The 23,267-nt window shown below is 71.8% G+C and carries 23 protein-coding genes and 1 pseudogene; 17 read left to right on the top strand and 7 right to left on the bottom strand.

Annotated features, from left to right (window positions below; translation table 11 throughout):
* The first annotated feature begins 57 nt into the window (after positions 1 to 57).
* Entirely contained in the window at positions 58 to 1,158 is a 1,101-nt protein-coding gene (locus tag CQZ88_RS09430) for an NAD(P)-binding domain-containing protein (protein ID WP_102799642.1), read from the top strand.
* Entirely contained in the window at positions 1,155 to 2,216 is a 1,062-nt protein-coding gene (locus CQZ88_RS09425) for a S1C family serine protease (protein ID WP_102799641.1), read from the top strand. Before CQZ88_RS09430 ends, CQZ88_RS09425 begins: the two co-directional genes overlap by 4 nt.
* 109 nt (positions 2,217 to 2,325) lie before the next feature.
* On the opposite strand, the gene CQZ88_RS09420 is transcribed toward CQZ88_RS09425, so the two are convergent.
* Both CQZ88_RS09420 and CQZ88_RS09415 read right to left on the bottom strand, forming a co-directional pair.
* Positions 2,326 to 2,832: a pyridoxamine 5'-phosphate oxidase family protein gene (locus CQZ88_RS09420; RefSeq protein ID WP_006936055.1), complete on the bottom strand. Its 507-nt coding sequence runs from the start codon at positions 2,830 to 2,832 to the stop codon at positions 2,326 to 2,328.
* Positions 2,833 to 2,980: 148 nt separating this feature from the next.
* A complete protein-coding gene (locus CQZ88_RS09415; RefSeq protein WP_102799640.1) occupies positions 2,981 to 3,805 on the bottom strand; it encodes an aldo/keto reductase in 825 nt (274 codons plus the stop codon).
* An 86-nt stretch (positions 3,806 to 3,891) separates the two neighbouring features.
* Here CQZ88_RS09415 and CQZ88_RS09410 point away from each other — a divergent pair, with 86 nt between their 5' ends.
* The 8 genes from CQZ88_RS09410 (at position 3,892) to CQZ88_RS09375 (ending at position 12,528) form a co-directional block, all read left to right on the top strand.
* Positions 3,892 to 5,529: an ABC-F family ATP-binding cassette domain-containing protein gene (locus CQZ88_RS09410; protein WP_006936060.1), complete on the top strand. Its 1,638-nt coding sequence runs from the start codon at positions 3,892 to 3,894 to the stop codon at positions 5,527 to 5,529.
* Entirely contained in the window at positions 5,526 to 5,900 is a 375-nt protein-coding gene (locus tag CQZ88_RS09405) for an RNA-binding S4 domain-containing protein (protein ID WP_006936062.1), read from the top strand. The genes CQZ88_RS09410 and CQZ88_RS09405 overlap by 4 nt, the downstream gene beginning before the upstream one ends.
* Positions 5,901 to 6,001: 101 nt before the next feature.
* Positions 6,002 to 6,292: a helix-turn-helix transcriptional regulator gene (locus CQZ88_RS09400; RefSeq protein ID WP_029541869.1), complete on the top strand. Its 291-nt coding sequence runs from the start codon at positions 6,002 to 6,004 to the stop codon at positions 6,290 to 6,292.
* Complete coding sequence (locus CQZ88_RS09395; protein ID WP_006936065.1) at positions 6,289 to 6,834, top strand: hypothetical protein; 546 nt, start codon at positions 6,289 to 6,291, stop codon at positions 6,832 to 6,834. The genes CQZ88_RS09400 and CQZ88_RS09395 overlap by 4 nt, the downstream gene beginning before the upstream one ends.
* Before the next feature lie 32 nt (positions 6,835 to 6,866).
* Positions 6,867 to 7,757, top strand: coding sequence for an ABC transporter ATP-binding protein (locus CQZ88_RS09390; protein ID WP_006936067.1), 891 nt, complete (start codon positions 6,867 to 6,869; stop codon positions 7,755 to 7,757).
* On the top strand, positions 7,754 to 8,944 hold the full coding sequence (locus tag CQZ88_RS09385) for an ABC transporter permease (protein ID WP_006936068.1): 1,191 nt from the start codon (positions 7,754 to 7,756) through the stop codon (positions 8,942 to 8,944). Before CQZ88_RS09390 ends, CQZ88_RS09385 begins: the two co-directional genes overlap by 4 nt.
* 61 nt (positions 8,945 to 9,005) lie before the next feature.
* Entirely contained in the window at positions 9,006 to 10,508 is a 1,503-nt protein-coding gene (locus CQZ88_RS09380; RefSeq protein ID WP_006936069.1) for a carboxyl transferase domain-containing protein, read from the top strand.
* Positions 10,509 to 10,635: 127 nt separating this feature from the next.
* Positions 10,636 to 12,528, top strand: coding sequence for a propionyl-CoA synthetase (locus CQZ88_RS09375; protein ID WP_006936070.1), 1,893 nt, complete (start codon positions 10,636 to 10,638; stop codon positions 12,526 to 12,528).
* 91 nt (positions 12,529 to 12,619) lie between these two features.
* On the opposite strand, the gene CQZ88_RS09370 is transcribed toward CQZ88_RS09375, so the two are convergent.
* Entirely contained in the window at positions 12,620 to 12,925 is a 306-nt protein-coding gene (locus tag CQZ88_RS09370) for a DUF3618 domain-containing protein (RefSeq protein WP_006936071.1), read from the bottom strand.
* Entirely contained in the window at positions 12,922 to 14,475 is a 1,554-nt protein-coding gene (locus CQZ88_RS09365) for a YhjD/YihY/BrkB family envelope integrity protein (protein WP_006936072.1), read from the bottom strand. The genes CQZ88_RS09370 and CQZ88_RS09365 overlap by 4 nt, the downstream gene beginning before the upstream one ends.
* Positions 14,476 to 14,558: 83 nt before the next feature.
* Here CQZ88_RS09365 and CQZ88_RS09360 point away from each other — a divergent pair.
* Both CQZ88_RS09360 and CQZ88_RS09355 read left to right on the top strand, forming a co-directional pair.
* Positions 14,559 to 15,052 (top strand): annotated as a pseudogene (locus tag CQZ88_RS09360) (flavin reductase family protein).
* Positions 15,053 to 15,089: 37 nt separating this feature from the next.
* Positions 15,090 to 15,845, top strand: a complete 756-nt coding sequence (locus CQZ88_RS09355) for a pyrimidine reductase family protein (RefSeq protein ID WP_102799639.1) — start codon at positions 15,090 to 15,092, stop codon at positions 15,843 to 15,845.
* Here the strand turns inward: CQZ88_RS09355 and CQZ88_RS09350 are convergent.
* Positions 15,817 to 16,872, bottom strand: a complete 1,056-nt coding sequence (locus tag CQZ88_RS09350) for a YbdK family carboxylate-amine ligase (RefSeq protein WP_102799638.1) — start codon at positions 16,870 to 16,872, stop codon at positions 15,817 to 15,819. The two genes, CQZ88_RS09355 and CQZ88_RS09350, sit on opposite strands and share 29 nt — an antisense overlap.
* Before the next feature lie 80 nt (positions 16,873 to 16,952).
* On the opposite strand from CQZ88_RS09350, the gene CQZ88_RS09345 reads away from it, so the two are divergent.
* On the top strand, positions 16,953 to 17,441 hold the full coding sequence (locus CQZ88_RS09345) for a CinA family protein (RefSeq protein WP_006936080.1): 489 nt from the start codon (positions 16,953 to 16,955) through the stop codon (positions 17,439 to 17,441).
* Here the strand turns inward: CQZ88_RS09345 and CQZ88_RS09340 are convergent.
* Positions 17,410 to 18,024, bottom strand: coding sequence for a TetR/AcrR family transcriptional regulator (locus CQZ88_RS09340; protein ID WP_102799637.1), 615 nt, complete (start codon positions 18,022 to 18,024; stop codon positions 17,410 to 17,412). The genes CQZ88_RS09345 and CQZ88_RS09340 overlap by 32 nt on opposite strands.
* An 82-nt stretch (positions 18,025 to 18,106) precedes the next feature.
* On the opposite strand from CQZ88_RS09340, the gene CQZ88_RS09335 reads away from it, so the two are divergent.
* Positions 18,107 to 18,694 carry a dihydrofolate reductase family protein gene (locus CQZ88_RS09335; RefSeq protein WP_006936084.1) on the top strand — a complete coding sequence of 196 codons (588 nt, stop codon included), beginning with the start codon at positions 18,107 to 18,109 and terminating at the stop codon, positions 18,692 to 18,694.
* Positions 18,695 to 18,726: 32 nt separating this feature from the next.
* Here CQZ88_RS09335 and CQZ88_RS09330 read toward each other — a convergent pair whose 3' ends face one another.
* Positions 18,727 to 20,526 carry an acyl-CoA dehydrogenase gene (locus CQZ88_RS09330; RefSeq protein WP_029541844.1) on the bottom strand — a complete coding sequence of 600 codons (1,800 nt, stop codon included), beginning with the start codon at positions 20,524 to 20,526 and terminating at the stop codon, positions 18,727 to 18,729.
* A 123-nt stretch (positions 20,527 to 20,649) separates the two neighbouring features.
* On the opposite strand from CQZ88_RS09330, the gene CQZ88_RS09325 reads away from it, so the two are divergent.
* From CQZ88_RS09325 to CQZ88_RS09315, 3 genes are all read left to right on the top strand, one after another.
* Positions 20,650 to 21,285: a TetR/AcrR family transcriptional regulator gene (locus CQZ88_RS09325; protein ID WP_006936086.1), complete on the top strand. Its 636-nt coding sequence runs from the start codon at positions 20,650 to 20,652 to the stop codon at positions 21,283 to 21,285.
* On the top strand, positions 21,282 to 21,977 hold the full coding sequence (locus CQZ88_RS09320; protein WP_102799636.1) for a response regulator transcription factor: 696 nt from the start codon (positions 21,282 to 21,284) through the stop codon (positions 21,975 to 21,977). Before CQZ88_RS09325 ends, CQZ88_RS09320 begins: the two co-directional genes overlap by 4 nt.
* The coding region (locus CQZ88_RS09315) for a sensor histidine kinase KdpD (RefSeq protein WP_102799651.1) at positions 21,974 to 23,267 on the top strand (1,294 nt) is incomplete at its 3' end. The genes CQZ88_RS09320 and CQZ88_RS09315, both read left to right, overlap by 4 nt.

The following is a 23,267-nucleotide window of genomic DNA, read 5'->3' as shown; positions in this document are numbered from 1 at the left end:
GCGGCGACGGGGACGCCGGGGCCTCATGGGTGCGGACCCACGGAAGGGAGGGCGGTGATGACGACGGACGCACCGGCGACCCCCGTCGACGTCGTGGTGATCGGCGCGGGCCAGGCCGGGCTGTCCACCGCCTACTTCCTGCAGCGGTTCGGCGTCGAACCGGAGTCCGGGTTCGTCGTGCTGGACCGGTCGTTCGGCCCCGGCGGCGCCTGGCAGGAGCGGTGGCCGTCGTTGACGCTGAGCACCGTCAACGGAGTACACGACCTGCCGGGGTGGCCGTTCTCCGAAGCGGTCGACACCACCGCCGGGCAGGTGCCGGCGGCCGCCGCGGTTCCCGAGTACTACCGCGCCTACGAGGCCCGCTTCCACCTGCCGGTGCACCGCCCCGTTCAGGTCGGCGTGGTGTGCGCCCGCGGCGAGCGACTGCGCGTGGAGACCGACCGCGGCGTGTATTCCGCCCGCGGACTGGTCAACGCCACCGGCACGTGGGAACACCCCTTCGTGCCCTGGTACCCGGGCGCTACCCGCTTCCGCGGACGCCAGCTGCACACCCGGGACTACCGCAGCGCCGACGAGTTCACCGGCCGCCACGTCCTCGTCGTCGGCGGCGGCATCTCGGCGGTGCAGCTGCTCGACGAGATCTCCCGCGTCACCGAAACCACCTGGGTGACCCGCCGCGAACCCGCCTGGCGCAACGAGGATTTCACCCCGGAACTCGGCCGGGCCGCCGTCGCGCTGGTCGAGGACCGGGTACGGCGGGGCCTGCCGCCCGGGTCGGTGGTGTCGGTGACCGGACTGCCGGTCACGCCCGCTATCCGTGCGGCCCGCGAACGCGGCGCACTCGACCGCCTCCCGATGTTCGACGAGATCACCGAGACCGGCGTCCGGTGGCCCGACGGCACCACGCTCGATGTCGATGTCATCCTGTGGTGCACCGGTTTCCGCAGTTCCCTCGACCATCTCGCGCCCCTCGGCCTGCGCAATCCCGGCGGCGGCATCACCATGACGGGGAAGCTGGCGACGCAGGTCGCCGCGGACCCGCGGGTCCACCTCGTCGGGTACGGGCCGTCGGCGTCGACCATCGGCGCGAACCGCGCCGGTCGCGCCGCCGCCCGCGAACTCGTCGACCATCTCGCGGCCACCGCGCCGGGGCCGTGATCCGCCGCATCGGCGCCGTCCTGGCGATGGTGTCCGCCGGACTGGTGCTCACCGCGCCGGCGACGGTCGAGATCGTCGTGCTGCCGCCGCCACCCCCGGCACCCGCCCCGCCCGTCGTGCCTACCACCGAGGAGGTGGCGGCACGGATCACGCCGGCCGTCGTCACCCTCTCCGCCAACCGCGGCTGGCGCGGCATCTCGGGCACCGGCATCGTCCTCACCGCCGACGGCACGGTGCTCACGAACCACCACGTCGTCACCGGCGCCACCGACATCAGCGCGGTCAGCCCCCACACGGGTGCGAGTTACGACGTCGCGGTGCTCGGCTACGACACCACCCTCGACATCGCCGTACTGCAACTCGGCTCCGCCGCCGGCCTGCCGGTCGCGGCCGTCACCGAGAGCCCCCTTCCGCAACCGGGAGCGCCGGTGACCGCCTTCGGCAATGCGGACGGCGGCGGGGTCGTCGTGCCTGCGCCCGGCACGGTCGTCGCCGTCGACAAGACGGTGTCGGTGCGCGATTCGATGGACGGATCCCTGCGCCGGCTCAGCGGAATGCTGCAGGTCGACGCGGCGATCCGGCCCGGGGACTCCGGGGGTCCGCTCGTCGACGCGTTCGGCACCGTCGTGGGGGTGAACACCGCCGGGGCCCTGGAACCGGATCCGGCCGTCGTCCCCGACCCACCCGAGGCGTACGCGGTGCCCATCGGGATCGCCCTCGACGTGGTGGACCAGGTCCGTACCGGCACGAGCGCCGGGACGGTGCACGTCGGCCCGACCCCGCTGCTCGGCGTGAGCGTCACCACCGACCGGACCGTTGGCCAGGAGACCGGCGCCGAAGTGCTGTGGGTCGGCTACGGCACCCCGGCCGCAGGCACCGACCTCGAGATCGGCGACGTCATCGTCGCGTTCGACCGGCGCCCGGTCTCGTCCACGGCGGACCTCGAGGAAATGCTGATGGCGCGACGGCCGGGCGACAGCGTGGAGATCGGCTGGCTCGACGCCGCCGGGCAGCGACGCACCGCCACGCTCACGCTGGACGCCGGCCCGCCCCGCTGACAGGCGACCGGCGCGATGCTCGCGCGGCTGTGTGGCCGAATGTGACATGCGTTCGATCGGATCGAAGCAATGTGACATCCGGCCGGGAACGGGCCGTCGGCACGGGCGGTCAGGCGAACCGGTGCGTGGTCTGCCCGAACGGCCCCTTGGCGAAGACGAGCACCTTGCTCGGCTCGACGCGGAAGACCCAGCCCGGGTCGTCCACCGGCCCGACGGCGTCGCCGTGGACCTCGAACCGCCACTGCTGGCCGTACTTGACGTAGTACGCCTCGGCGACGTCGCGCAGCGCGTCGCCGTCGGTGACGCGCCGGGCCCGCCCCTCGACCACGACGTCCGTGCCGGCCGCCCACGTCGCGACGCCCGTGGTGACAGCCACCGCATCGTTGTGCCGGAGGTTGTGCGTCTTCTGCTCGCCCGGGCCCGTGCAGAAGACGAATCCGCCCGCGTGCCACAGTCCGATCAGCGGTGTCACATGCGGTACGCCGTCGCGCCGGACCGTGCTGAGCCAGTACAGCTGCGCGGACTCGAGAAGCTCCTCCGTGTCGGTCCACGGCAGGGGCGGCTCCCCTTCGTCCCCGAAGCGGGCATCGACGGTGGTGGTGACAGGTGTGCTCACGACGACTCCTCTCCCGGCTCCGGCCGGAGCCCGTATCGATACGGACCGGTCGGACCGGGAGAACTCATCGCCCGCGCGGGCCGAATGTCACACTGCGTCGATCAGATCGAACGCGTGTCACATTCGGCCACCGCCCCGGCCCCGCGGATCAGGAGAACGTGGCGGGATCGCCGCCGATGCGGCCGCCGTCGTCGTGCAGCCCGCGGATGCGGTCGAGGTCGTCCGCGGTCAGCTCGAAACCGAAGACGTCGAAGTTGCTCGCGATGCGCTCGGGCGTGACGGACTTCGGGATGACGATGGTGCCGAGCTGGATGTGCCAGCGCAGGATCACCTGCGCGACGGTGCGGCCGTGCGCCTGCGCGATCGACGTCAGCGTCGGGTCCTCGAGCACGGTGCCCTGGCCGAGGGGGCTCCAGGCCTCGGTGGCGATGCCCTTGCCGGTGTGATACGCCCGCAGCTCGGCCTGGTTGAACCGCGGATGCAGCTCGATCTGGTTGACGGCCGGGACCTCGCCGACGGCGTCGATCAGCCGGTCGAGATCCTCGATCCGGAAGTTGGAGACGCCGATCGAGCGGGCGCGGCCCTCCGCCTTGATCTTCTGGAAGGCGCGGAAGGTATCGATGTAGCGGTCCTGGGCCGGCGCCGGCCAGTGGATCAGGTACAGGTCGACGTAGTCGAGGCCGAGCCTGCCCAGGCTCGTGTCGAAGGCGCGCAGCGCCGAGTCGTAGCCCTGGTCGCTGTTCCACAGCTTGGTGGTGACGAACAGCTCGTCGCGGGGGACGCCCGAGTCGCGCAGCGCGCGGCCGGTGCCGGCCTCGTTGCCGTAGAGGGCCGCGGTGTCGATGCTGCGGTAGCCCACCCGCAGCGCCTCGGTCACCGCGTCGTAGCTCTGCTCGTCCTCGACCTGCCACAGGCCGAAGCCGAGCTGCGGAATGGTGTTGCCGTCGTTGAGGGTGATCGTGGGAACGGTCATGATCGGCCCAACCCGTTCCGGCCGCCCGGTGTTCCCCGCATCCCACCATCCGGAAACCCCGCGACGCGCGTGGGGATAATCGAGAGGTGACTGCAACACTGCGCATCAGCGGCCTGTCCGCCTCCCGGGGCGAACGCACCCTGTTCACCGACCTGAGCCTGACCGTCGCGCCCGGCGACGTGATCGGCCTGGTCGGCGCCAACGGCGCAGGCAAGTCCACCCTGCTCACGACGCTCGCCGGGGTCGGCACCGCCGACGTCACCGGCACGGTCGTCCTCAGCCCGCCCGACGCCACCGTCGGGTATCTCGCCCAGGAACCCGAGCGCGTCCCGGGCGAGACGATCCTCGGCTTCCTCGGCCGACGGACCGGTGTCACCGACGCCGAGCACGCGATGAACGCCGCGGCCGAGGCGCTGGGGACCACCGACGTCGACGACTACACCCCCGCCCTGGAACGGTGGCTCGCGCTCGGCGGCGCGGATCTCGCCGAACGCGCCGAGAAGGTCGTCGCCGACCTGGGCCTCGAGGTCGGGCTGGACGCGCCCATGACGGGGCTCTCCGGGGGACAGGCGGCGCGGGCCGGGCTGGCGGCCCTGCTGCTGTCCCGGTACGACGTGCTGCTGCTCGACGAACCCACGAACGACCTCGATCTGGCCGGCCTCGATCAGCTCGAGCGATTCGTCGCCGAGACCCGCACCCCGCTGATGGTGATCAGCCACGACCGCGAGTTCCTGGCCCGCACGGTCACCGGGATCGTCGAACTGGATCTGACGCAGCAACAGATCGCCGTGTACGACGGCGGTTACGAGGCGTACCTCGTCGAACGCGAGGTGGCTCGGCGGCACGCCCGCGAGACCTACGAGGAGTACGCGGACACCAAGCAGGAGCTCGAGGATCGCGCCCGGATGCAGCGCAACTGGCTCGAGCACGGGGTCCGCAACGCCCGCCGCAAGTCCAAGGACAACGACAAGCTCGGCAAGAAGTTCCGCGCCGAGGCCACCGAGAAGCAGGCGGCGAAGGCGCGGCAGACGCAGCGCCGCATCGAGCGGCTCGACGTCGTCGAGGAGCCGCGCAAGGAGTGGGAGCTGCGCATGTCGATCGCGGCGGCGCCGCGCAGCGGTGCGGTGGTGGCCACCCTGAACGGCGCACGCGTCGACCGCGGCGACTTCGTGCTCGGCCCCGTCACGACGCAGGTGCAGTGGGGCGACCGGATCGTCGTCACCGGCCCGAACGGCGCCGGGAAGACGACGCTGCTGCGCCTGCTGCTGGGCCGGATCCGGCCCGACACCGGCACCGCGGCCCTCGGGTCGGGCGTGAGGATCGGCGAGATCGACCAGGCACGTGCGCTGTTCGAGGGCGACGAGCCGCTCGTGGACGCCTTCGCCGCGCAGGTGCCGGATTGGCCGGACGCGGAGGTGCGGACGCTGCTCGCCAAGTTCGGGCTCAGGGGCCACCACGTGCTGCGGTCCGCGTCGTCGCTGTCACCGGGCGAACGCACCCGGGCCGGACTGGCCCTGCTGCAGGCCCGCGGGGTGAACCTGCTGGTGCTCGACGAACCGACGAACCACCTGGACCTGCCCGCGATCGAGCAGCTCGAGCAGGCCGTCGACAGCTTCGAGGGCACGCTGCTGCTGGTCACCCACGATCGCCGGATGCTCGCCAACACCCGTTCGACCCGCCGGTGGCACCTCGACGGGGGGCGGCTGACGGAGGAGCCGGCATGACGGCGGGCAGCGTCCGGGTGGACAGCTGGACCTGGGCGGTGCGCCTGTTCAAGACGCGGTCCGCCGCCGCGGCCGCGTGCCGCGGCGGGCACGTGCGGGTCAACGACGCCCCCGCGAAGCCGTCGCAGCCCGTGAAGGTCGGCGACGAGGTGCGGGTGCGCGTGGCCGGGGCGGAACGGATCGTGCGGGTGACGCAGCTGCTGGCCAAGCGGGTGGGGGCGCCGGTCGCCGCCCAGGCGTACGAGGACCACAGTCCCCCTCCCCCACCCAAGGAGATCCTCGCCTCGATTCCCCGCCGCGACCGCGGCACGGGCCGGCCCACCAAGCGGGACCGGCGCGAGCTCGACCGGCTCCGCGGGCTGCTCGAGTAGGACTCCCGCGGGTCTTTCGGCGGCGCGCCGGGGTGCTGCCTGCCGCGCGGACGCGTCGACACCGCTTGACCGTTCGTTGGGTTTTTACAATACTTCGTTGTATGAGTCCGGTACGTCGGGGGGAAACCCTGCCGATCCACAACCGCATCCGCGTCCTGCGCGCGGAACGCGGGATGAGCCGCGCGCAGCTCGCGCAGCTCGTCGAGGTCAATCCCCAGACCGTCGGCGCCCTCGAGCGTGGCGACCACTACCCGAGCCTCGACCTCGCCTTCCGCATCTGCGACGTCTTCGGCCTCCCGGTCGAGGCCGTGTTCTCCCGCACCGAGTTCGGGCCGCTGTCCACCGAGGTGTACCGGATCCGCACCGCAACCGAAGGACGTGACGCACAGTGACCGAGATGCCCGTGCACGACGCCACCCTCCTCGAACGGTACGAGGCCTTCCGCACCCGGCGCTTCCTGAGGAACGAAGAAAAGTTCCGGAACATGTTGCCGCGCTGGCGCACTCGTCGACGCCGCCGAATCCTGGTCGTGGCCCTCGCCGCGACGTTCGTTCTCATGTTCACCGTGGGCGTGCTGTGCCACTTCTTCGAACGGGGACCACTGCTGTGGCTGCCGGCGTGCCTGGCGTTCTTCCCCCTCTGGATCTCGCTGCAGATCGTCTCGGGCCGGCAGGGCGACGCACCGCGCGCGGCCCTCGACGAGCGGGAGATCCAGGAACGCAACAGCGCTCGCTCGATCGCCCTGACCGTGACCCAGTCCCTGGTGATGATTCCGGTGCTCTACCTCGTCGTCGGCAGCGTGCTGACCGACGGCATGCATCCCAGGATGGCCTATGCGGGCGGGCTCATGACGCTGACCGCGACGCTGATCGGCGGTTGCCTGCCCGCGATGATCCTCGCCTGGAACAACCCCGATCCCGACGAAACCGACTGACGCAGAGAACAACCCGAGAAGACGGAGGAAACGTGACGCTCACGATCAACAGTGTCTCGAAACGATACGGTGACGTCGTCGCGCTCGACGACGTCACCTTCGACGTGCGGCCCGGTGAGCTGTTCGGCTTCGTCGGCAGCAACGGCGCCGGGAAGACCACCACCATGCGGATCGTCCTCGGGGTGCTCGCCGCCGACTCCGGTGAGGTCCGGCTCGACGGCCGGCCCGTCGACCTCCAGGTGCGCCGCACCATCGGGTACATGCCGGAGGAACGGGGGCTGTACCCCAAGATGCAGGTCGGCGCGCAACTGTCGTACCTCGCTCGGCTGCACGGACTCTCCCGTTCCGAGGCCGATGCCGCCGTGACGCGCTGGACGAGCCGGCTGGGCATCGCCGAGCGGGTGGACGACGCCGTCGACGCGCTCTCCCTCGGTAACCAGCAGCGGGTCCAGCTCGCGGCCGCCCTGGTGCACGACCCGAGGGTGCTGGTCCTCGACGAGCCGTTCTCGGGCCTGGACCCCGTCGCCGTCGACGTCATGAGCGACGTGCTGATGGAGAAGGCCGAAACCGGTGTCCCGGTGATCTTCTCGAGCCACCAGCTCGATCTCGTGCAACGGCTCTGCCACCGTGTCGGGATCATTTCCAAGGGAACGATGCGCGCCGTCGGCACCGTCGACGAACTGCGCGGCCACGGTGAGGCTCGGCTCGAGGTGCACGCCCCACAGGCCCCCGAGGGCTGGGCCGCCGGGCTGCCCGGCGTCACCACCGTCGCGCACGGCGGCGGGCGCACCGTCCTCGTCCTCGGCAACGGCGCCGACGACCAGCAGATCCTCCGGGCCGCGCTCGCCACCGGCCCGGTGCACGAGTTCTCCGTTCGTCGGCCGACATTGACCGACCTGTTCCGAGAGGTGGTCGCCGCGTGAGCGCCCCGTTGAGTCCCGCCCGCGCCGTCGCGCTGGTGGCCCGCCGTGAGTTCCTCACCCAGATCCGCAAGAAGAGCTTCCTGATCAGCAACGCGATCATCCTGCTCGCGATCGTCGGCGGCATCGTCGCCGTGTCGCTGTTCTCCGGCGACGACGAACCCGCCACCGTCGGCGTCGTCGGCGACCCGGCCCTCGGCGCCGCCGTCACCGCCGTCGGAGAAGCCACGGGCAGCCCGGTCGACGTCACGGAGATCCCGGACGCCGGCACCGGCCGCGACCGGGTACGCGACGGCGAGCTCGACGTCGCGCTGGTCCCGGGCCCGGCGGGTTCCGTCACCGCCGTCGCCGAATCGGAGATCGATCCGGCCCTGCGCGCGACGATCGACACGGCCGTCGCGCAGCAGGCGCAGGTCGAGGCCCTCACCGCGCGCGGCGTCGACCCGTCCGCGCTGGCGGCGGACACCGCCCGCGCCACCGTGACCGTCGAGGCCCTCGACCCGCCGGACCCGGAGCAGGCGCAGCGCACCACCCTGGCGATCGCGGCGGTCGTGTTGCTCTACATGCAGATCATGATGTTCGGGATGTACGTGGCGATGGGCGTGGTCGAGGAGAAGTCGTCGCGCGTGGTGGAGCTGCTGCTGTCGACGCTGCGCCCGCTGCAGTTGCTGTGGGGCAAGATCCTCGGCATCGGTGCGGTGGGTCTGCTGCAGCTCACCGCATACGGGGTGGCCGGGGTGGGGGCCGGTCTCGCCACCGGCACACTCACCGTCACCGGCGCGGCCCTGGGCACGCTCGCCGGCACACTGGGCTGGTTCGTCCTCGGGTTCGCGTTCTTCGCGGTCCTCTACGCCGCGGCCGGCTCGATGGTGTCGCGCCAGGAGGACGTGAACGCCACCGCGTCCCCGCTGATGGTGCTCATCGTCGCGATGTTCTTCGCGGCCTTCTCGTCCGTGGACGACCCCGAGTCGACGTGGAGCACCGTGCTGAGCTGGATCCCGCCGTTCTCGGCGATCCTGATGCCGCTGCGCATCGCCTCCGGCGTGGCGACCCCGCTGCAGATCGTCGGCACGATCGTGCTGATGCTGCTCGTGACCGGCGCCCTGAGCGTGGTCGGGGCGCGGATCTACCGCCGGTCCATCCTGCGCATCGGCCGCGTGGTCACCTGGAAGGAGGCGATCGGCCGGTAGGCGCCGGTGCCTCCTTCGGGAGCCTGGAGGGGCCCGAAGGACGCACGGCTAGGGTCGTGCCATGGCCCTCAGGATCTCGGCGCAGGAGTTCATCGACAGCGTGCTCGATGCGGGCAGCTTCCACTCCTGGGACACCGCCCCCGTCGACGTGCACCCCGACGAGCAGTACCGCGCCGAGCTCGAGGCCGCGGCGGCGAAGTCCGGCGTCGACGAGTCCGTGATCACCGGCGTCGGAACCGTGCACGGCCGGCACGTCGCGGTGATCGCCTGCGAGTTCGCTTTTCTCGCCGGGTCGATCGGGGTGGCCGCGGCCGAGCGCATCGTCCTCGCCGTGGAACGCGCCACCCGCGAGCAGCTGCCGCTGCTGGCCTCCCCCACGTCCGGCGGCACCCGGATGCAGGAGGGCACCCTCGCGTTCGTGCAGATGGTCAAGATCGCGGCGGCCGTCACCGCTCACAAGGCCGCGCACCTCGGCTATCTGGTGTACCTGCGCAACCCCACCACCGGCGGGGTGTTCGCGTCGTGGGGTTCGCTCGGGCACGTCACCGCCGCCGAACCCGGCGCCCTCGTCGGCTTTCTCGGCCCCCGCGTCTACCAGGCGCTCTACCACGAGGCCTTCCCGGAGGGCGTGCAGACCGCCGAGAACCTGTCCCAGAAGGGCGTGATCGACGGGGTGGTGCCGCTCGCCGGGGTCCGACAGCTCGTGCACCGGATGCTCCGCGTGCTCACCGAGCCGACGGTCATCGATGCGTCCGCAGGTCCCGCGGTCACCTCCGCCGACGACGTGCCCGACGTGCCGGCGTGGCAGTCGGTAATGCTCTCCCGCCGGATGGAGCGTCCCGGCATCCGGCAGTTGCTGCGGCATGCCGCGGCCGCGCAGGTCCCGCTGTCCGGCACCGGGCAGGGCGAGTCCGACCGCACCGTGCTGGTCTCGCTCGCCCGGTTCCGCGGCGCGTCGTGCGTGCTGTTCGGCCAGGACCGCAGCGGGCAGTCCGCAGCGCGGACGATGGGTCCGGGCGCGCTGCGCGAGGCGCGGCGCGCGATGCGGCTGGCCGACGAACTCCGCCTTCCCCTCGTGCTGGTGATCGACACGCTCGGCGCCTCGCTGTCCAAGGAGGCCGAGGAACGCGGACTCGCACCGGAGATCGCCCGCTGCCTGGCCGACCTGGTGACCCTGCCGACGCCCACGGTGTCGGTGCTCCTCGGGCAGGGCACCGGCGGTGGCGCGCTGGCGCTGCTGCCCGCCGACCGGGTGCTGTGCGCGCAGAACGGCTGGCTCGCCCCGCTGCCGCCCGAGGGCGCCAGCGCGATCGTGCACCGCGACACCACCCACGCCCCGCAGATGGCGGCGGCTCAGGGCATCCGCTCCCGCGACCTGCTGCGCGACGGTGTCGTCGACGGTGTGATCCCCGAGTTCCCCGATGCCGCGGAGGAGCCCACCGAGTTCGCCAAGCGTGTCGGTGCCGCCGTCGCCCGCGAACTCGGCGTGCTCGTCGGCCAGGACCCGACGCTGCGATACCGGCGGCGGCTCGAGCGCTATCGGAAGCTGGGGCTGCCCCGGTAGTCGCGTGCCCGCTCACCGACGCCGAGGCGCCGCCCGGCGCACCGGCCGAACGGGCAGTGCCTCACCCCGGGGGCTCTCGAATAGGGTGGTCAGCGTCACAGGCTGTGGTCAGAGAGGATGCGAATCGATGAGCTCGTACGCGGAGGCCTTCCGGCAGAGCGTGGAGGACCCCGAGGGGTTCTGGCTCGAGGCGGCCCGCGCCGTGGACTGGGTGAACACGCCGACGCGCGCCCTCGACGGCTCGCAGGCCCCTTCGTTCCGCTGGTTCCCCGACGGCACGCTCAACACCAGCTTCAACGCCCTCGACCGGCACGTGCAGGCCGGACACGGCGACCGGCCCGCCCTGATCTGGGATTCGGCGATGGTCCCCGCCAAGCGCACCTACACCTACGCCGAGCTGCTGGACGAGGTCGCGGCCTTCGCCGGGGTGCTGCGCGATCAGGGCGTCGTCGCCGGCGACCGCGTCGTGATCTACATGCCGATGATCCCGGAGGCCGCGATCGCGATGCTCGCGTGTGCCCGCATCGGCGCCGTGCACTCGGTGGTGTTCGGCGGTTTCGCCGCCAAGGAACTCGCCACCCGCATCGACGACGCCCGGCCGGTGCTGCTCGTCACCGCCTCCGGCGGCCTCGAGCCGGGCCGCACCGTCGAGTACCTGCCCATGGTCGAGCAGGCACTGTCACTGTCGCAGACCCCGCCGCACACCGTGATCGTCAAGAACCGGGAGATGATCCCGGGCTCGGCCGCCGACTACAAGGCCTCCGTCGCCACGTGGTTCGACTGGGACGAGCTCACCGCCGACGCGGACCCGGCCGGGCCGGTCACCGTCGCGGCCACCGACCCGCTGTACATCCTCTACACCTCCGGCACCACGGGGAAGCCGAAGGGCGTGGTGCGCGACAACGGCGGGCACGCGGTGGCGCTGACCTGGTCGATGCGCAACATCTACGACATCTCCCCCGGCGACGTGTGGTGGACCGCGTCCGACGTGGGCTGGGTCGTCGGCCACTCCTACATCGTCTACGGCCCGCTGCTGATCGGCGCGACCACCGTCATGTACGAGGGCAAGCCGGTGGGCACACCGGATGCCGGCGCGTTCTGGCGGATCATCAACGAGAACAGCGTCGTCGCGTTGTTCACCGCGCCCACCGCGATCCGCGCCGTCCGCAAGGCCGACCCCGAGGCGAAGGAGCTGGAGAACTACGACATCTCCTCCCTCCGTACGCTCTTCGCCGCGGGCGAGCGGCTCGACCCGGACACCTACGAGTGGGCGACGAAGGTACTCGACCGGCCCGTCGTCGACCACTGGTGGCAGACCGAGACCGGCTGGGCGATCGCCGCGAACCTGCGCGGCCTGGACCCCATGCCGATCAAGGCGGGCTCGCCCACCGTGCCGGTACCGGGCTACCGCGTCGACATCGTCGATGCCGAGGGCAAGCCCGTCGAAGCCGGCACCGAGGGCAACATCGTGATCGCTCTGCCGCTGCCCCCGGGCACCCTGACCGGGCTGTGGCAGGACGAGGACCGCTACCGGCGGTCGTACCTGGAGACCTTCCCGGGCTACTACCTCACCGGCGATTCCGGCTACGTCGACGAGGACGGCTACGTGTTCGTCCTCGGCCGGTCCGACGACGTCATCAACGTTGCCGGCCATCGGCTTTCGACCGGAAGCATGGAGGCCGTGGTGGCGTCGCACCCGGCCGTCGCCGAGTGCGCGGTCGTCGGCATCCGCGACGAGCTCAAGGGCCAGCGGCCGTCCGGTTACGTGGTGCTCAAGTCCGGCGTCGAGATCGACCCGGAGACGCTGCGGCAGGAACTCGTGGCGATGGTGCGCGAGCAGATCGGCGCGGTCGCCACATTCCGTGACGTGACCGTGGTGCAGGCGCTGCCGAAGACCCGCTCCGGCAAGATCCTCCGCAAGACGATGCGGCAGATCGCCGACCACGAGCAGTACACCGTGCCGTCGACGATCGAGGACCCGTCGGTGCTCGAGGCGCTCGAGCAGCAACTGCGCGGATAGCTCGCCGCTCGCAACGTCGAGAGGGAGGTTGTTGCGGAGCCCTTTCGGGCGATGCCGCAACAACCTCCCTCTCGATAAGGAGACCTCCCGCTCAGTGCTTGCGGCGGCGGCGCACCACCTTGCGCTTGCCGTTGCGCTTGCCGCGGCGGCGCGCCACCCGGCCCACGACGAGGGCCGCGACGATGCCGCCGACGACGGCCGCGACGATCTGGGGACGTTCCTGCGCTTTCACCTGGACTTCGTGCACCTTCTCCTGGGCGGCCGACTTCGCGCGGGCCGGGACGTCGACCTTGTGGGCGAGGGCCTCCACCGTCTCGGCGAGCTCGGCGCGTTGCTGCTCGACGCTGGGCACCGCGTCGGCGGCCTCGGTGTTGCGTGCGGGGTCGGGACCGGTCATCGCACATGCTCCTTCACGGTGTTCACGTCCTTGCGGATACTCTCCGCCGTCTCGCTGGGTACCGGTGGGGCCGAGTTCTTGGCCCGCGACCTGCCGACGGCGGCCAGGGTGCCGCCGACAGCCAGGACGATCAACGAGACGATCAGCGCGGCCAGCCACGGGGAGAGCACGGTGGCGAGCCCCAGGATCGCGGTCGCGATGAGGGCGCCGACGCCGAGGTAGATCAGCATCAGCCCGGCACCGGCGATGCCGACGCCGACGCCCATCCGGGTGCCCTTGGCCTTCACCTCGTCGAGGGCGTGGGTGACCTCGGTGCGCACCAGGGTCGGCACCTGGGTGGTGAGCCGCTCGATCAGTTGCGCGGTGGACAGTTCGCTGGGGTCCGTGGCACTGTGCGTGCCGCCGGGGGACGCGGTCATCGTCGAGTCCTTTCGGTGTGGTGCGACGTCTCGGTCCGATCTGTCGCCCTCCGCATCGTCGTCGGCGCCCTCGCGGGCCGACGCGGTGTGCGCAAGGCGGAGTTCACGGCCGCGGTCGATGTCCTCTTGCCGCTTCTCCTCGTTCTTCTCGATGTTGCGGGTGTCCCGCGGCGGCAGCTGCAGCGTCTCCTCCGCCTCGATGCCGGCCTGCAGCTGACGTCCCCGCTCGAGCTCGGCGTCGAACTCCGCGCCGAACAGCAGCGCGAGGTTGGTGATCCACAACCACAGGAGAAACACGATCGCGCCGGCGAGGGAGCCGTAGGTCTCGTTGTAACTGCCGAAGTTGGAGACGTAGAACGCGAACGCGACCGACGCCACGATCCACGCGAGGATCGCGATGGCGGCACCCGCACTGATCCAGCGGAACTTCGGCTGCGTCACGTTCGGCGTCGCGTAGTACAGCACGGCGACGATCATGATCACCAGGATCAGGATCACGGGCCACTTCGCGATGTTCCAGACCGTCACCGCAGTCTCGCCGAGCCCGATCACGTCCCCCATCGCCCGGGCCACGGGACCGCTCACGACGAGCATGAGGGCCGTCGCGCCCATCGCGATCAGCGCGAGGGCGGTGATGAGCAGCATCCACGGCCGCAGCTTCCAGATGGGGCGTCCCTCGTCGACCTCGTAGATGCGGTTCATGGCGCGGCCGAACGCGCCGACGTAACCCGACGCCGACCACAGCGCACCGGCGATACCGACGACGAGCGCGAACCCGGCCGCCGGCGCCTGCACGAGTTGTTCGACCGGGCCGCGGAGCGTGTCCACGGCGGTGGCCGGGCCGAGATCCTCGACGATCTGCATCACCGCGTCCACGGTGCTCTGGCCCTGGCCGAACACGCCGAGCAGGGACACGACGACGAGCAGCGCCGGAAACAGGGACAGCACGGCGTAGTACGTCAGCGCGGCGGCGAGGTCGGTGCACTGATCATGACTGAACTCGCGAGCGGTCTTGCGCAGCACGAACTTCCACGACGGTTTCGTCAGGTCGGTCGGCGAGTCGGGTTTGCGAGAATCGTCCGGTCGCGGGAAGTCCTCCGCCACGTCGGGGTCGCCGTGTTTGGCCGTCATGTTGCCGCGATTACCCGTACACGGTGGGGACCAAACGCCGCGACCGGCCGGAACGGGAGGCCGAGCGGCGTAGGAATGAAGGCATGACGAGTGCACACACGGTGTTCCATTCGATCGTCGGCCGCCTGGATCAACCGGTGTTCGTCGTCACCACCCGGGTCCTCGAGGAGCGCACCGGGTGCCTGGTGGGGTTCGCCACCCAGGCCAGCATCGACCCACCCCGGTTCCTGGTGGGGCTGTCCACCTCGAACCGCACCTTCCGGGTGGCCACCGCCGCCGAGCATCTCGCCGTCCACGTACTGGGACGGGACCAACTCCCCCTGGCGCGCCTGTTCGGCGGCGAGACGGGGACGAGGTGGACAAGTTCTCGCGATGCGCGTGGCACGACGGGCCGCACGGCCTGCCCGTCCTCGACGGCGTCCCGGCGTGGTTCAGCGGACGCGTCGTCGGCCGGGCCGCGCTGGGCGACCACGTCGGATTCCTGCTCGACCCGGACGGCGGGGAGTGCCACGGCGAACTGAACGACGTGATCCGGCACGGCGACGTCCGTGACCTCGACGCCGGGCACGCGCCCTGATTCCCCACGGCGCCGCGACGCGTGGTGTGATCGAGCGATGCGGCGCCTCGACGATCCGACCTGCCCGGCCCGTCCGCTCGACGACGACGAACTGCGGGCCCTCTACGCGTATCCGGCCGATCTGCGGTCGCCGTGGGTCCGGGTCAACTTCGTCTCCTCCCTCGACGGGGCCGTCGCCGTGGAGGGCCGCTCGGGTGGGCTCGGCACACCGTCGGACAAGAAGGTGTTCGGGCTGCTGCGGGGCCTGGCCGACGTGATCGTCGTGGGCGCGGGCACGGCACGCGGCGAGAACTACGGCGGTGCCCGCACCAGCGCGGCGCTGCGGGAGCGGCGCCTCGAGGCGGGCCTGAGCGAGGTGCCGCCCGTCGCGGTCGTCACCGCCACATGCCACCTGGACCCCGGGTGCCGGTTGTTCACCGACACCACCGTCGCGCCGGTCGTCCTCACGTGCGAGACCGCGCCCGGGACCCGTCGTCGCTCTCTCGCCGCCGCCGGCGCGGACGTGCGGGTGATCGCCGAGCATTCGATCGACGGGCACGCGGTGCGCGACGCGCTGGTCGCGGCGGGCTGGACCCGCGCGCTGTGCGAGGGCGGGCCGCGGCTGTTCGGTCAGCTGATCGCCGACGGCGTGGTCGACGACCTGTGCCTCACGCTGGCGCCGCTGCTCGCCGCAGGTCCGGAGGGACGCATCGCCACCGCCCCGCAGACGGCGGTGACGTCGATGCGGCCCGCCCACGTCCTCGCCGACGACGACGGCACGGTCCTCACCCGGTGGATACGCGGGGAGCGGTGACGGGGCGGGGCCCCGCCAGGAGCTTCTGCACCACGCCGAGATCGCCGTGGGCCCGCAGCGTCGGCGCGACGCGGTCCAGCAGGCGGGCGAGCATGTCCCGGGCCGGGATCCGGGTGCCGGTGTGCACGTCCACCGCCGGGCCGTCGAGACCGTACCGGGCGGCGCTCCACACCGCCGCCGCACCGAGGTCCGGCTCGACCGGCCGCACCTCGACGCCACGGCGCAGATCGTCGAGAGCGGCGCCGACCAGGCCCCGGCCCAGGGCCGCCTGCAGGACCGTGCCGTCGACCGTTGGGGCGGTGTCGGCCGCGCGGATTTCCACCGTTGGCACGTGGACCGACGGCCGGGCGAGCCAGAACGTCATCCGGGAGTCGAGCAGCACCCCGGCGTCGACCAGGCGGGCGACGAGAGCGGCGGCGTGCTGCGCCGAACGCAGGTACGGGGGCAGACCGAAGCCGGGAAACCGGCTCTGCTGCACGATGCGCCAGCTCGCGTAGCCCGTGTCGCGGCCGCCGTGCCGCGGGGAGTTGGCGCCGAGCGCGACGAGCGTGGGCAGCCACAGGGTCAGATGGTTCACCACGGCGGCCGCGGTGTCGCGGTCGGCGACGCCGACGTGCACGTGGCAGCCGCAGGCGTGGTAGTCGTCGACCAGCGCGCGGTACCGCTCGGCGATGGCGGCCCGCCGACCCGCCGCGACGAGGGTGCCGGGTCCGGCGTCGGACTCGGGGACCCCGACGGCGGCGACCCGCAGCCCGCATAGGCGGGCTGCGGCGTCGAGGGCGGAGCGGGACGAGGTCAGCCGGGTCCGCAGCTCCGCGAGGGTCCGGCACACCCCGCCCACGGCCTCGATCTGGGTCGGGTGCAGTTCGCCGACGAACGTCACCCCGGGTACCCCCGGAAGCCGGCCGCACACCGCGTCGAACCCCGGCGCGGGGTGACCCGTCGCCGGGTCGACGAGGAGGAATTCCTCCTCCACGCCCATGGTGACGCCGTCGCCCGGCGCCGCGCCGGAGGTTTCGGGGTTCATGGTTGCGGGCTACCCGTTGCCGCCGGCGGCGACACGCCGGCCGGTAGAGTCCGGACAGCATCCGGCGGAAGGAGTTCCCCATGCCCGACGACGTTCCCGAAGGATCCGCACGGTCCAGCGCGACGGCCGAGCGGATCGGCGAGCTCGCCGCCGACCGCGATCTGACCGTCGCGTGCGCGGAGTCGCTCACCTCCGGCGCCCTGGCCGCCCGGCTGGGCGCCGCGCCGGGCAGCGCAGGGTGGTTCCGGGGCGGCATCGTCGCCTATTCCCGGGCCGTGAAGCACTCGCTGCTGCGGGTGCCGGAGGGCCCGGTGGTCTGCGAGGCGGCGGCGCGCGCCATGGCCGAGTCGACGGTCGAACTGCTCGGCGCCGACCTCGCGGTGGCGGTGACCGGGGCGGGCGGCCCGGACAGCCAGGACGGGCAGGAGCCGGGCACGGTGTGGTTCGCCGTGGCCGGCCGCGGGCCGACGCACGCCGAGGAGAAGTTCTTCCCGGGCGAGCCCGAGGACGTGCTGGCCGAGACGGTCTTTCACGCGCTCACTCTGCTCGCGGACCGCGCGGCGAGCTGAGCGGGCCGGTGCCCGCCCGGCCGAGCAGCCGGGTGACGAGTTCGGTGACGAGTTCGTCGGGTGTGGCGTCGGCACCGATCGAGGTGGTGAGCAGGTCCAGCAGCAGCCCGTCGATCGCGTAGTGCAGCAGGGCGACCTCGAGCGCGGTGGCGGGTAACTGTGCGGCGTCGTTGAATTCGACGTCGAGCCGGTAGTTGCGGGAGAGCGTCGCGCCGAGCACCTCGGCGAGTCCCGGGCTTCTGCGGGACTCGAGGCGCAGTTCCATCAGGGCGACGGTCAGGTCCGGCTGGGCGGTGGTGCGCTCGACGAGGTATCGCATGTAGTCGATGTAGAGGTCGACGCTCGGGGTCCGGCCGGCGAGCGCCTGGAGCCGGTCCGGATCGGGGGCGAGCCGCTCGAAGATGCGCGCACCGAGGGCGCCGAGCAATTCGTCCCGCGTCGGAAAGTAGTTCGCGCAGGTGCCCAGGGGCACTCCTGCCTCCCGGTCGACGGCGCGGTGGGTCAGCTTGCGGGCGCCGTCCGCGCCGAGCACGCGCAGGCCGGCATCCGCGAGCTGTGCTCGGCGCTCCGGATTCGCTGCCATGAAAAAACTCTAGCATCGACTACAACACCTGTTGTAGTTTGACCCCCACAGGTGTTGTAGTCGACGATCCGAGGAGCCCTTCGTGCGAAAACTGACCTACTACGTCGCGACCACGCTCGACGGCTTCGTCGCCGACCCGGCCGGCGGGTTCGACTTCTTCCCGGTCGAGGGCGACCACATGGGATACCTCCTGCGGGAGTTTCCGGAGACGTTTCCGGTCCACGCCCGCGGACCCCTCGGAATCGAGGGACCACCGAAGCACTTCGACGCTGTCGTGATGGGCCGGCGCACGTGGGAGCCCGCCCGCGACGCCGGGCTGACGAGCGCGTACCCGCACCTGCGGCAGTACGTGTTCACGACGACGATGACCCAGGCGCCGGACGAGACGGTCACGCTCGTGGCCACCGATCCGCTCGAGTACGTCCGCGACCTCAAACGCCAGGAGGGACTGGGAATCTGGCTGTGCGGCGGGGGCTCGCTCGCCGGGGCGCTGTTGCCCGAGATCGACGAACTGGTGCTGAAGGTGAACCCGATCGTCGTCGGCGACGGAATCCCGTTGTTCCGCCGCGGGTTCGAGCCGCACCGCTTCACCCGGCTCGAGACGAAGACCTTCGACAGCGGCGTCACGGTGTGCCGCTTCGCGTCCGGTGTGCCCTTTGGGCGGCCCTGACCGCCCAAAGGACACACCGGCGGCGCAGCCGCCTAGAGCCAGGCGGGATCGGTGTCGAGCGTGGTCCGGTCCAGGCTGTCGAGCAGGTCGAACTGCGGACCCGTCTTCGGCAGTTCGAACGCGAAGAAGTACCGGGCGGCGGCACGCTTGCCGTCGTAGAAGCCGCCCTCCCGGGTCCCGGCCGCGAGGAGCTGTTCGAGCCACATCCACGCGACGATCACATGCCCGACGGCCTCGAGGTAGACCGACGAATTCGCCAGCGCCACCTCGGGATCGCCGGTCGACCACAGCCGTGCGGTGGTCGCCGCGACACGCGTCACCGCCGCCTGCAGCTGCCCGGCGTAGCGGGCCGCGTCGCCCCCGGCATCGACGGCCCGCGCGACGGTCCGCCCGATCGTCTCGCCGAGCAGCGCCAGCCCCGCCCCGCCCTGCATGACCACCTTGCGCCCGAGCAGGTCCAGCCCCTGGATGCCGTGCGTACCCTCGTGAATGGGGTTGAGGCGGTTGTCCCGGTAGAACTGCTCGACGTCGAATTCGCGGGTGTAGCCGTAGCCCCCGTGCACCTGGATCGCCAGGCTGTTCGCCTCGAGGCACCACTGCGACGGCCAGGACTTCGCGACGGGGGTGAGCATGTCGAGCAGCAGCCCGGCGCGGGTGCGGGCCTCCTCGTCCTCGGCGGTCTGCTGCTCGTCGACGAGCGTCGAGCAGTACAGCCCCAGCGCCAGCGCGCCCTCGACGTAGGCCTTCTGCGCGAGCAGCATCCGGCGCACGTCGGCATGCTCGATCAGCGGCACGGGCGGCGACGACGGGTCCTTGTCCCCGAGGGGGCGGCCCTGGGTGCGGGTGCGGGCGTACTCGAGGGACTGCAGGTAGCCGGCGTAGCCGAGCGACGTGGCGAGGAACCCGACGCCGATGCGGGCCTCGTTCATCATGTGGAACATGTACGCCAGGCCCTTGTGCGGCTCGCCGAGCAGGTAGCCGACGGCGCCGGCGCGACCGCCGGGGGTGAAGGTGCCGTCGCCGAAGTTCAGCAGCGTGTTGGTGGTGCCGCGGTTGCCCATCTTGTGGTTGAGACCGACGAGGGCGACGTCGTTGCGCTCGCCGAGCTGCCCGTCCCCGCCGACGAGGATCTTCGGGACGATGAACAGCGAGATGCCCTTGACCCCCGCCGGACCACCGGGAATCTTCGCCAGCACGAGATGAACAATGTTCTCGGACAGCTCGTGGTCGCCGCCGGAGATCCACATCTTGGTGCCGGTGAGCCGGTAGCTGCCGTCGTCCTGCGGCACGGCCTTGGTGGTGATGTCCGCCAGCGACGATCCGGCCTGCGGCTCGGACAGGCACATGGTCCCGAAGAACCGGCCCTCGAGCAGGGACGGCACATACGTGGCGATCTGCTCCTCGCTGCCGTGGGTGGCGATGAGGTTCGCGTTGCCGACGGTGAGGAACGGGTAGGACGAGGTGCCGGCGTTCGCGGCCTGGAACCAGGCCATCGCCGCACGCAGCACGGTGACCGGCAGCTGCATGCCGCCGAGTTCCTCGTCGAACGAGGACCCGATGAGCCCGGCCTTGGCGAACAGCTCCAGCGCCGCCTTGACCTCGGGGATGATCTCGACCTTGCCGTCGTCGCCGATCCGCGGCTCCTGGGCATCCGCCTTCTTGTTGTGCGGCGCGAAGTGCTTGGTGGCCATGTCCGCACTGAGGTCGAGGACGGCGTCGAACGTCTCCCGTGAGTGCTCGGCGAACCGCGTCCGCGCGGTGAGGGACTCGACGTTCAGCCACTCGTAGAGCAGGAAGTCGAGGTCACGCCGGGACAGGACGGGAGCGGGCATGGAGGTTCCTTTCACAGTGCCACGGATTCACTCAGCGGCCACAGATTCACTAAGCGCTCACTTAGTACAGCAACGACGGTGCATGATGTCAACGGACCAGCACGGCGACGGAGAGACCCCAGCATGATCGACACGCCCATCACCGACCGGGACGACCTCACCGGCATCTTCACCGAGGTCGAATCCGACGTCGCGCGTCGTCTCATCGGCTCGGCCGTGGAGTCCTTCGCCCGTCGCGGCTACCACGCCACCACCACCCGTGACATCTCCGTCGGCGCAGGCCTGAGCCCGGCCGCACTGTACGTGCACTTCAAGTCCAAGGAGGAGGTGCTGTTCGAGGCCAGCCGCATCGGGCACCAGCACGTCCTCGACGCCGTCGTCGCCGCGGCCGCCTCCGCCACCGAGCCGGCCGACCGGATGCGCGCGATCGTGGACGGCTTCGTGCGCACCCACGCCGTGCACCACACCGTCTGCCGGGTGGCGCAGTACGAACTGCACGCCCTCACCCCGGAGCACTACCGGACGATCGCCGCGATCCGCCGCGACACCGACGCCGTGATCCGTGCCGAGATCGAGAACGGCATCGCGGCCGGGGTGTTCACCGTCCGCGACGTGCCGACCACCGCCCTCGCGATCCTGTCCCTCGGCATCGACGTCGCTCGCTGGTACCAGCCGGGCCGTATCGACGTCGACACGCTCGCGGGCAACTACGTCGAGCTCGTCCTCGGCATGCTCGGCGCGGGCACAATGCAGGGGTGACCGAGCCAGCCACCGTCCTCGTCGTCGACGACGACGAGGACGTCCTCGCCTCCCTGCAGCGCGGGCTGCGCCTGTCGGGGTTCGACGTGCTCACCGCCGCGAGCGGCACCCAGGCGCTCGACGTCGTCGCCCGGCACCGCCCCGATGCGATGGTGCTCGACATGAACATGCCGGTCCTCGACGGCACCGGCGTGGTCACCGCCCTGCGCGCCGGCGGTCACGACATCCCGATCTGCGTGCTCAGCGCGCGCAGCACCGTCGACGACCGCATCGCCGGGCTCGAGTGCGGCGCCGACGACTACCTGACGAAGCCGTTCGTGCTCGCCGAGCTCGTCGCGCGGATCCGGGCGATGCTGCGGCGCAGCGTGCCGGGCGCTCCCGGCGCCGGCTCCGTCGTCCGGGTCGGCGGGCTCGAACTCGACACCGCGGGCCGCCGGGCGCGCATCGACGGCAGCGACGTGGAGCTGACCAAGCGCGAGTTCGAACTGCTCGAGGTGCTCGCCCGCAACGCGGGCATCGTCCTGAGCCGCGACCGCCTGCTGACCCTGGTGTGGGGCTACGACTTCGACGCAGACACCAACGTCGTCGACGTGTTCGTCGGCTACCTGCGCCGCAAGCTCGAGGCCGGCGGGCGGCCACGGCTGGTGCACACCGTGCGCGGGGTGGGCTTCGTGTTGCGGGATCAGGCGTGACACACCGTTTCTCGCTGCGTGCACGGGTCGCCGCGGCCACGGCGCTCGGCACCACGCTCGTCGTCGCGGTCCTGGGCGTGCTCGTCGCGCTGGCGATCACCCGGAACAACCTCGCGCAGCTCGACCGCCGCCTCGAGACGGCGACACAGGTGCTGGTCGCCAACGCCGGCACCGCCGGTCTGTTCCTGCCCGCCCTGGGCGACGCCGGCGCCTTCGCCGTCACCATCCGCACCGAGTCCGGGCGGTTGCTCAGCAGCACCCCGACCGAACTGCCGGTCCTCTCCCCCGGCGCCCACACCGTCGACCTCGGCGGCACCGCCTACCGGACGTACACCGCGCCGACCGACCGGGTGCCCTCGCTCCTGTCCGTCGCCGTGCCCTACGCCGAGGCGCAGGACATCACGACCGAGCAGCACCGTCAGCTCGCCGTCGCCGGTGCGATCGCCGTCGCGGTCGCCACGGCCCTCGGCTGGGTGTTCGGCGGGCGGGCCGTGCGTCCCCTGGTGGACCTCACGCGCCGGATCGTGGCCCGCGAACCGACGCTCGCGCCGCGTCGCTCCGGCATCCGCGAGGCCGACGAGCTCGCCGCCGCGGCCGGCGACATGCTCAGCGACGTCGCCCGCGCCCAGGCCGCCACCGACGCCGCCCTCGCCACGGCGCGGGACTTCGCGGCTGCCGCCGCCCACGAGCTGCGGACCCCGCTGACCGCCATGCGCACCGACCTCGAGGTGCTCTCCACCCTGGACGCGACCGGCGACGTCCTGAGCGTCGAGGAGCGCACCCAGATCCTCGCCGACCTCACCCGGACGCAGAGCCGCGTCGAGTCCACTCTCGACGACCTCGAGCGGCTCGCCCGCGGCGACCTGTCCACCTCCCGGGACTTCGTGCCCACCGACCCGGTGGAGATCTGTGACGCCGCGGCCGCCGATGCGATGAGCCGGCATCCCGGCGTGCAGATCGAGGTGGTCGGCGAGACGGGACGCGAGATCCGGGCGCTGCCGAGCGGACTGCGGCTCGTCGTCGACAACGCCGTGGCCAACTCGGTGCGGCACGGCCACGCCCGCCGGATCCGGCTGGCGGTCACCGCCGACGGCACCGACACCGTGCTCACCGTCGACGACGACGGCCGCGGGGTGCCCGCCGACGAGCGCGGCGTGGTGTTCGAGCGGTTCCGCCGGGGCAGCGGCGCCGCCAGGGGCGGCTCCGGGCTGGGGCTGGCGCTGGTGGCGCAGCAGGCGGCGCTGCACGGCGGCGCGGCGCGGCTGGAGGCGAGCCCGCTCGGCGGGGCCC

Origin of the sequence: Rhodococcus sp. ENV425, from assembly GCF_002887785.1 — a bacterium.
GTDB classification, from domain to species: Bacteria; Actinomycetota; Actinomycetes; order Mycobacteriales; family Mycobacteriaceae; genus Rhodococcus; species Rhodococcus aetherivorans.
The sequence above is the reverse complement of the archived record's forward strand: the minus strand, read 5'-3'. Positions and strand labels throughout refer to the sequence as shown.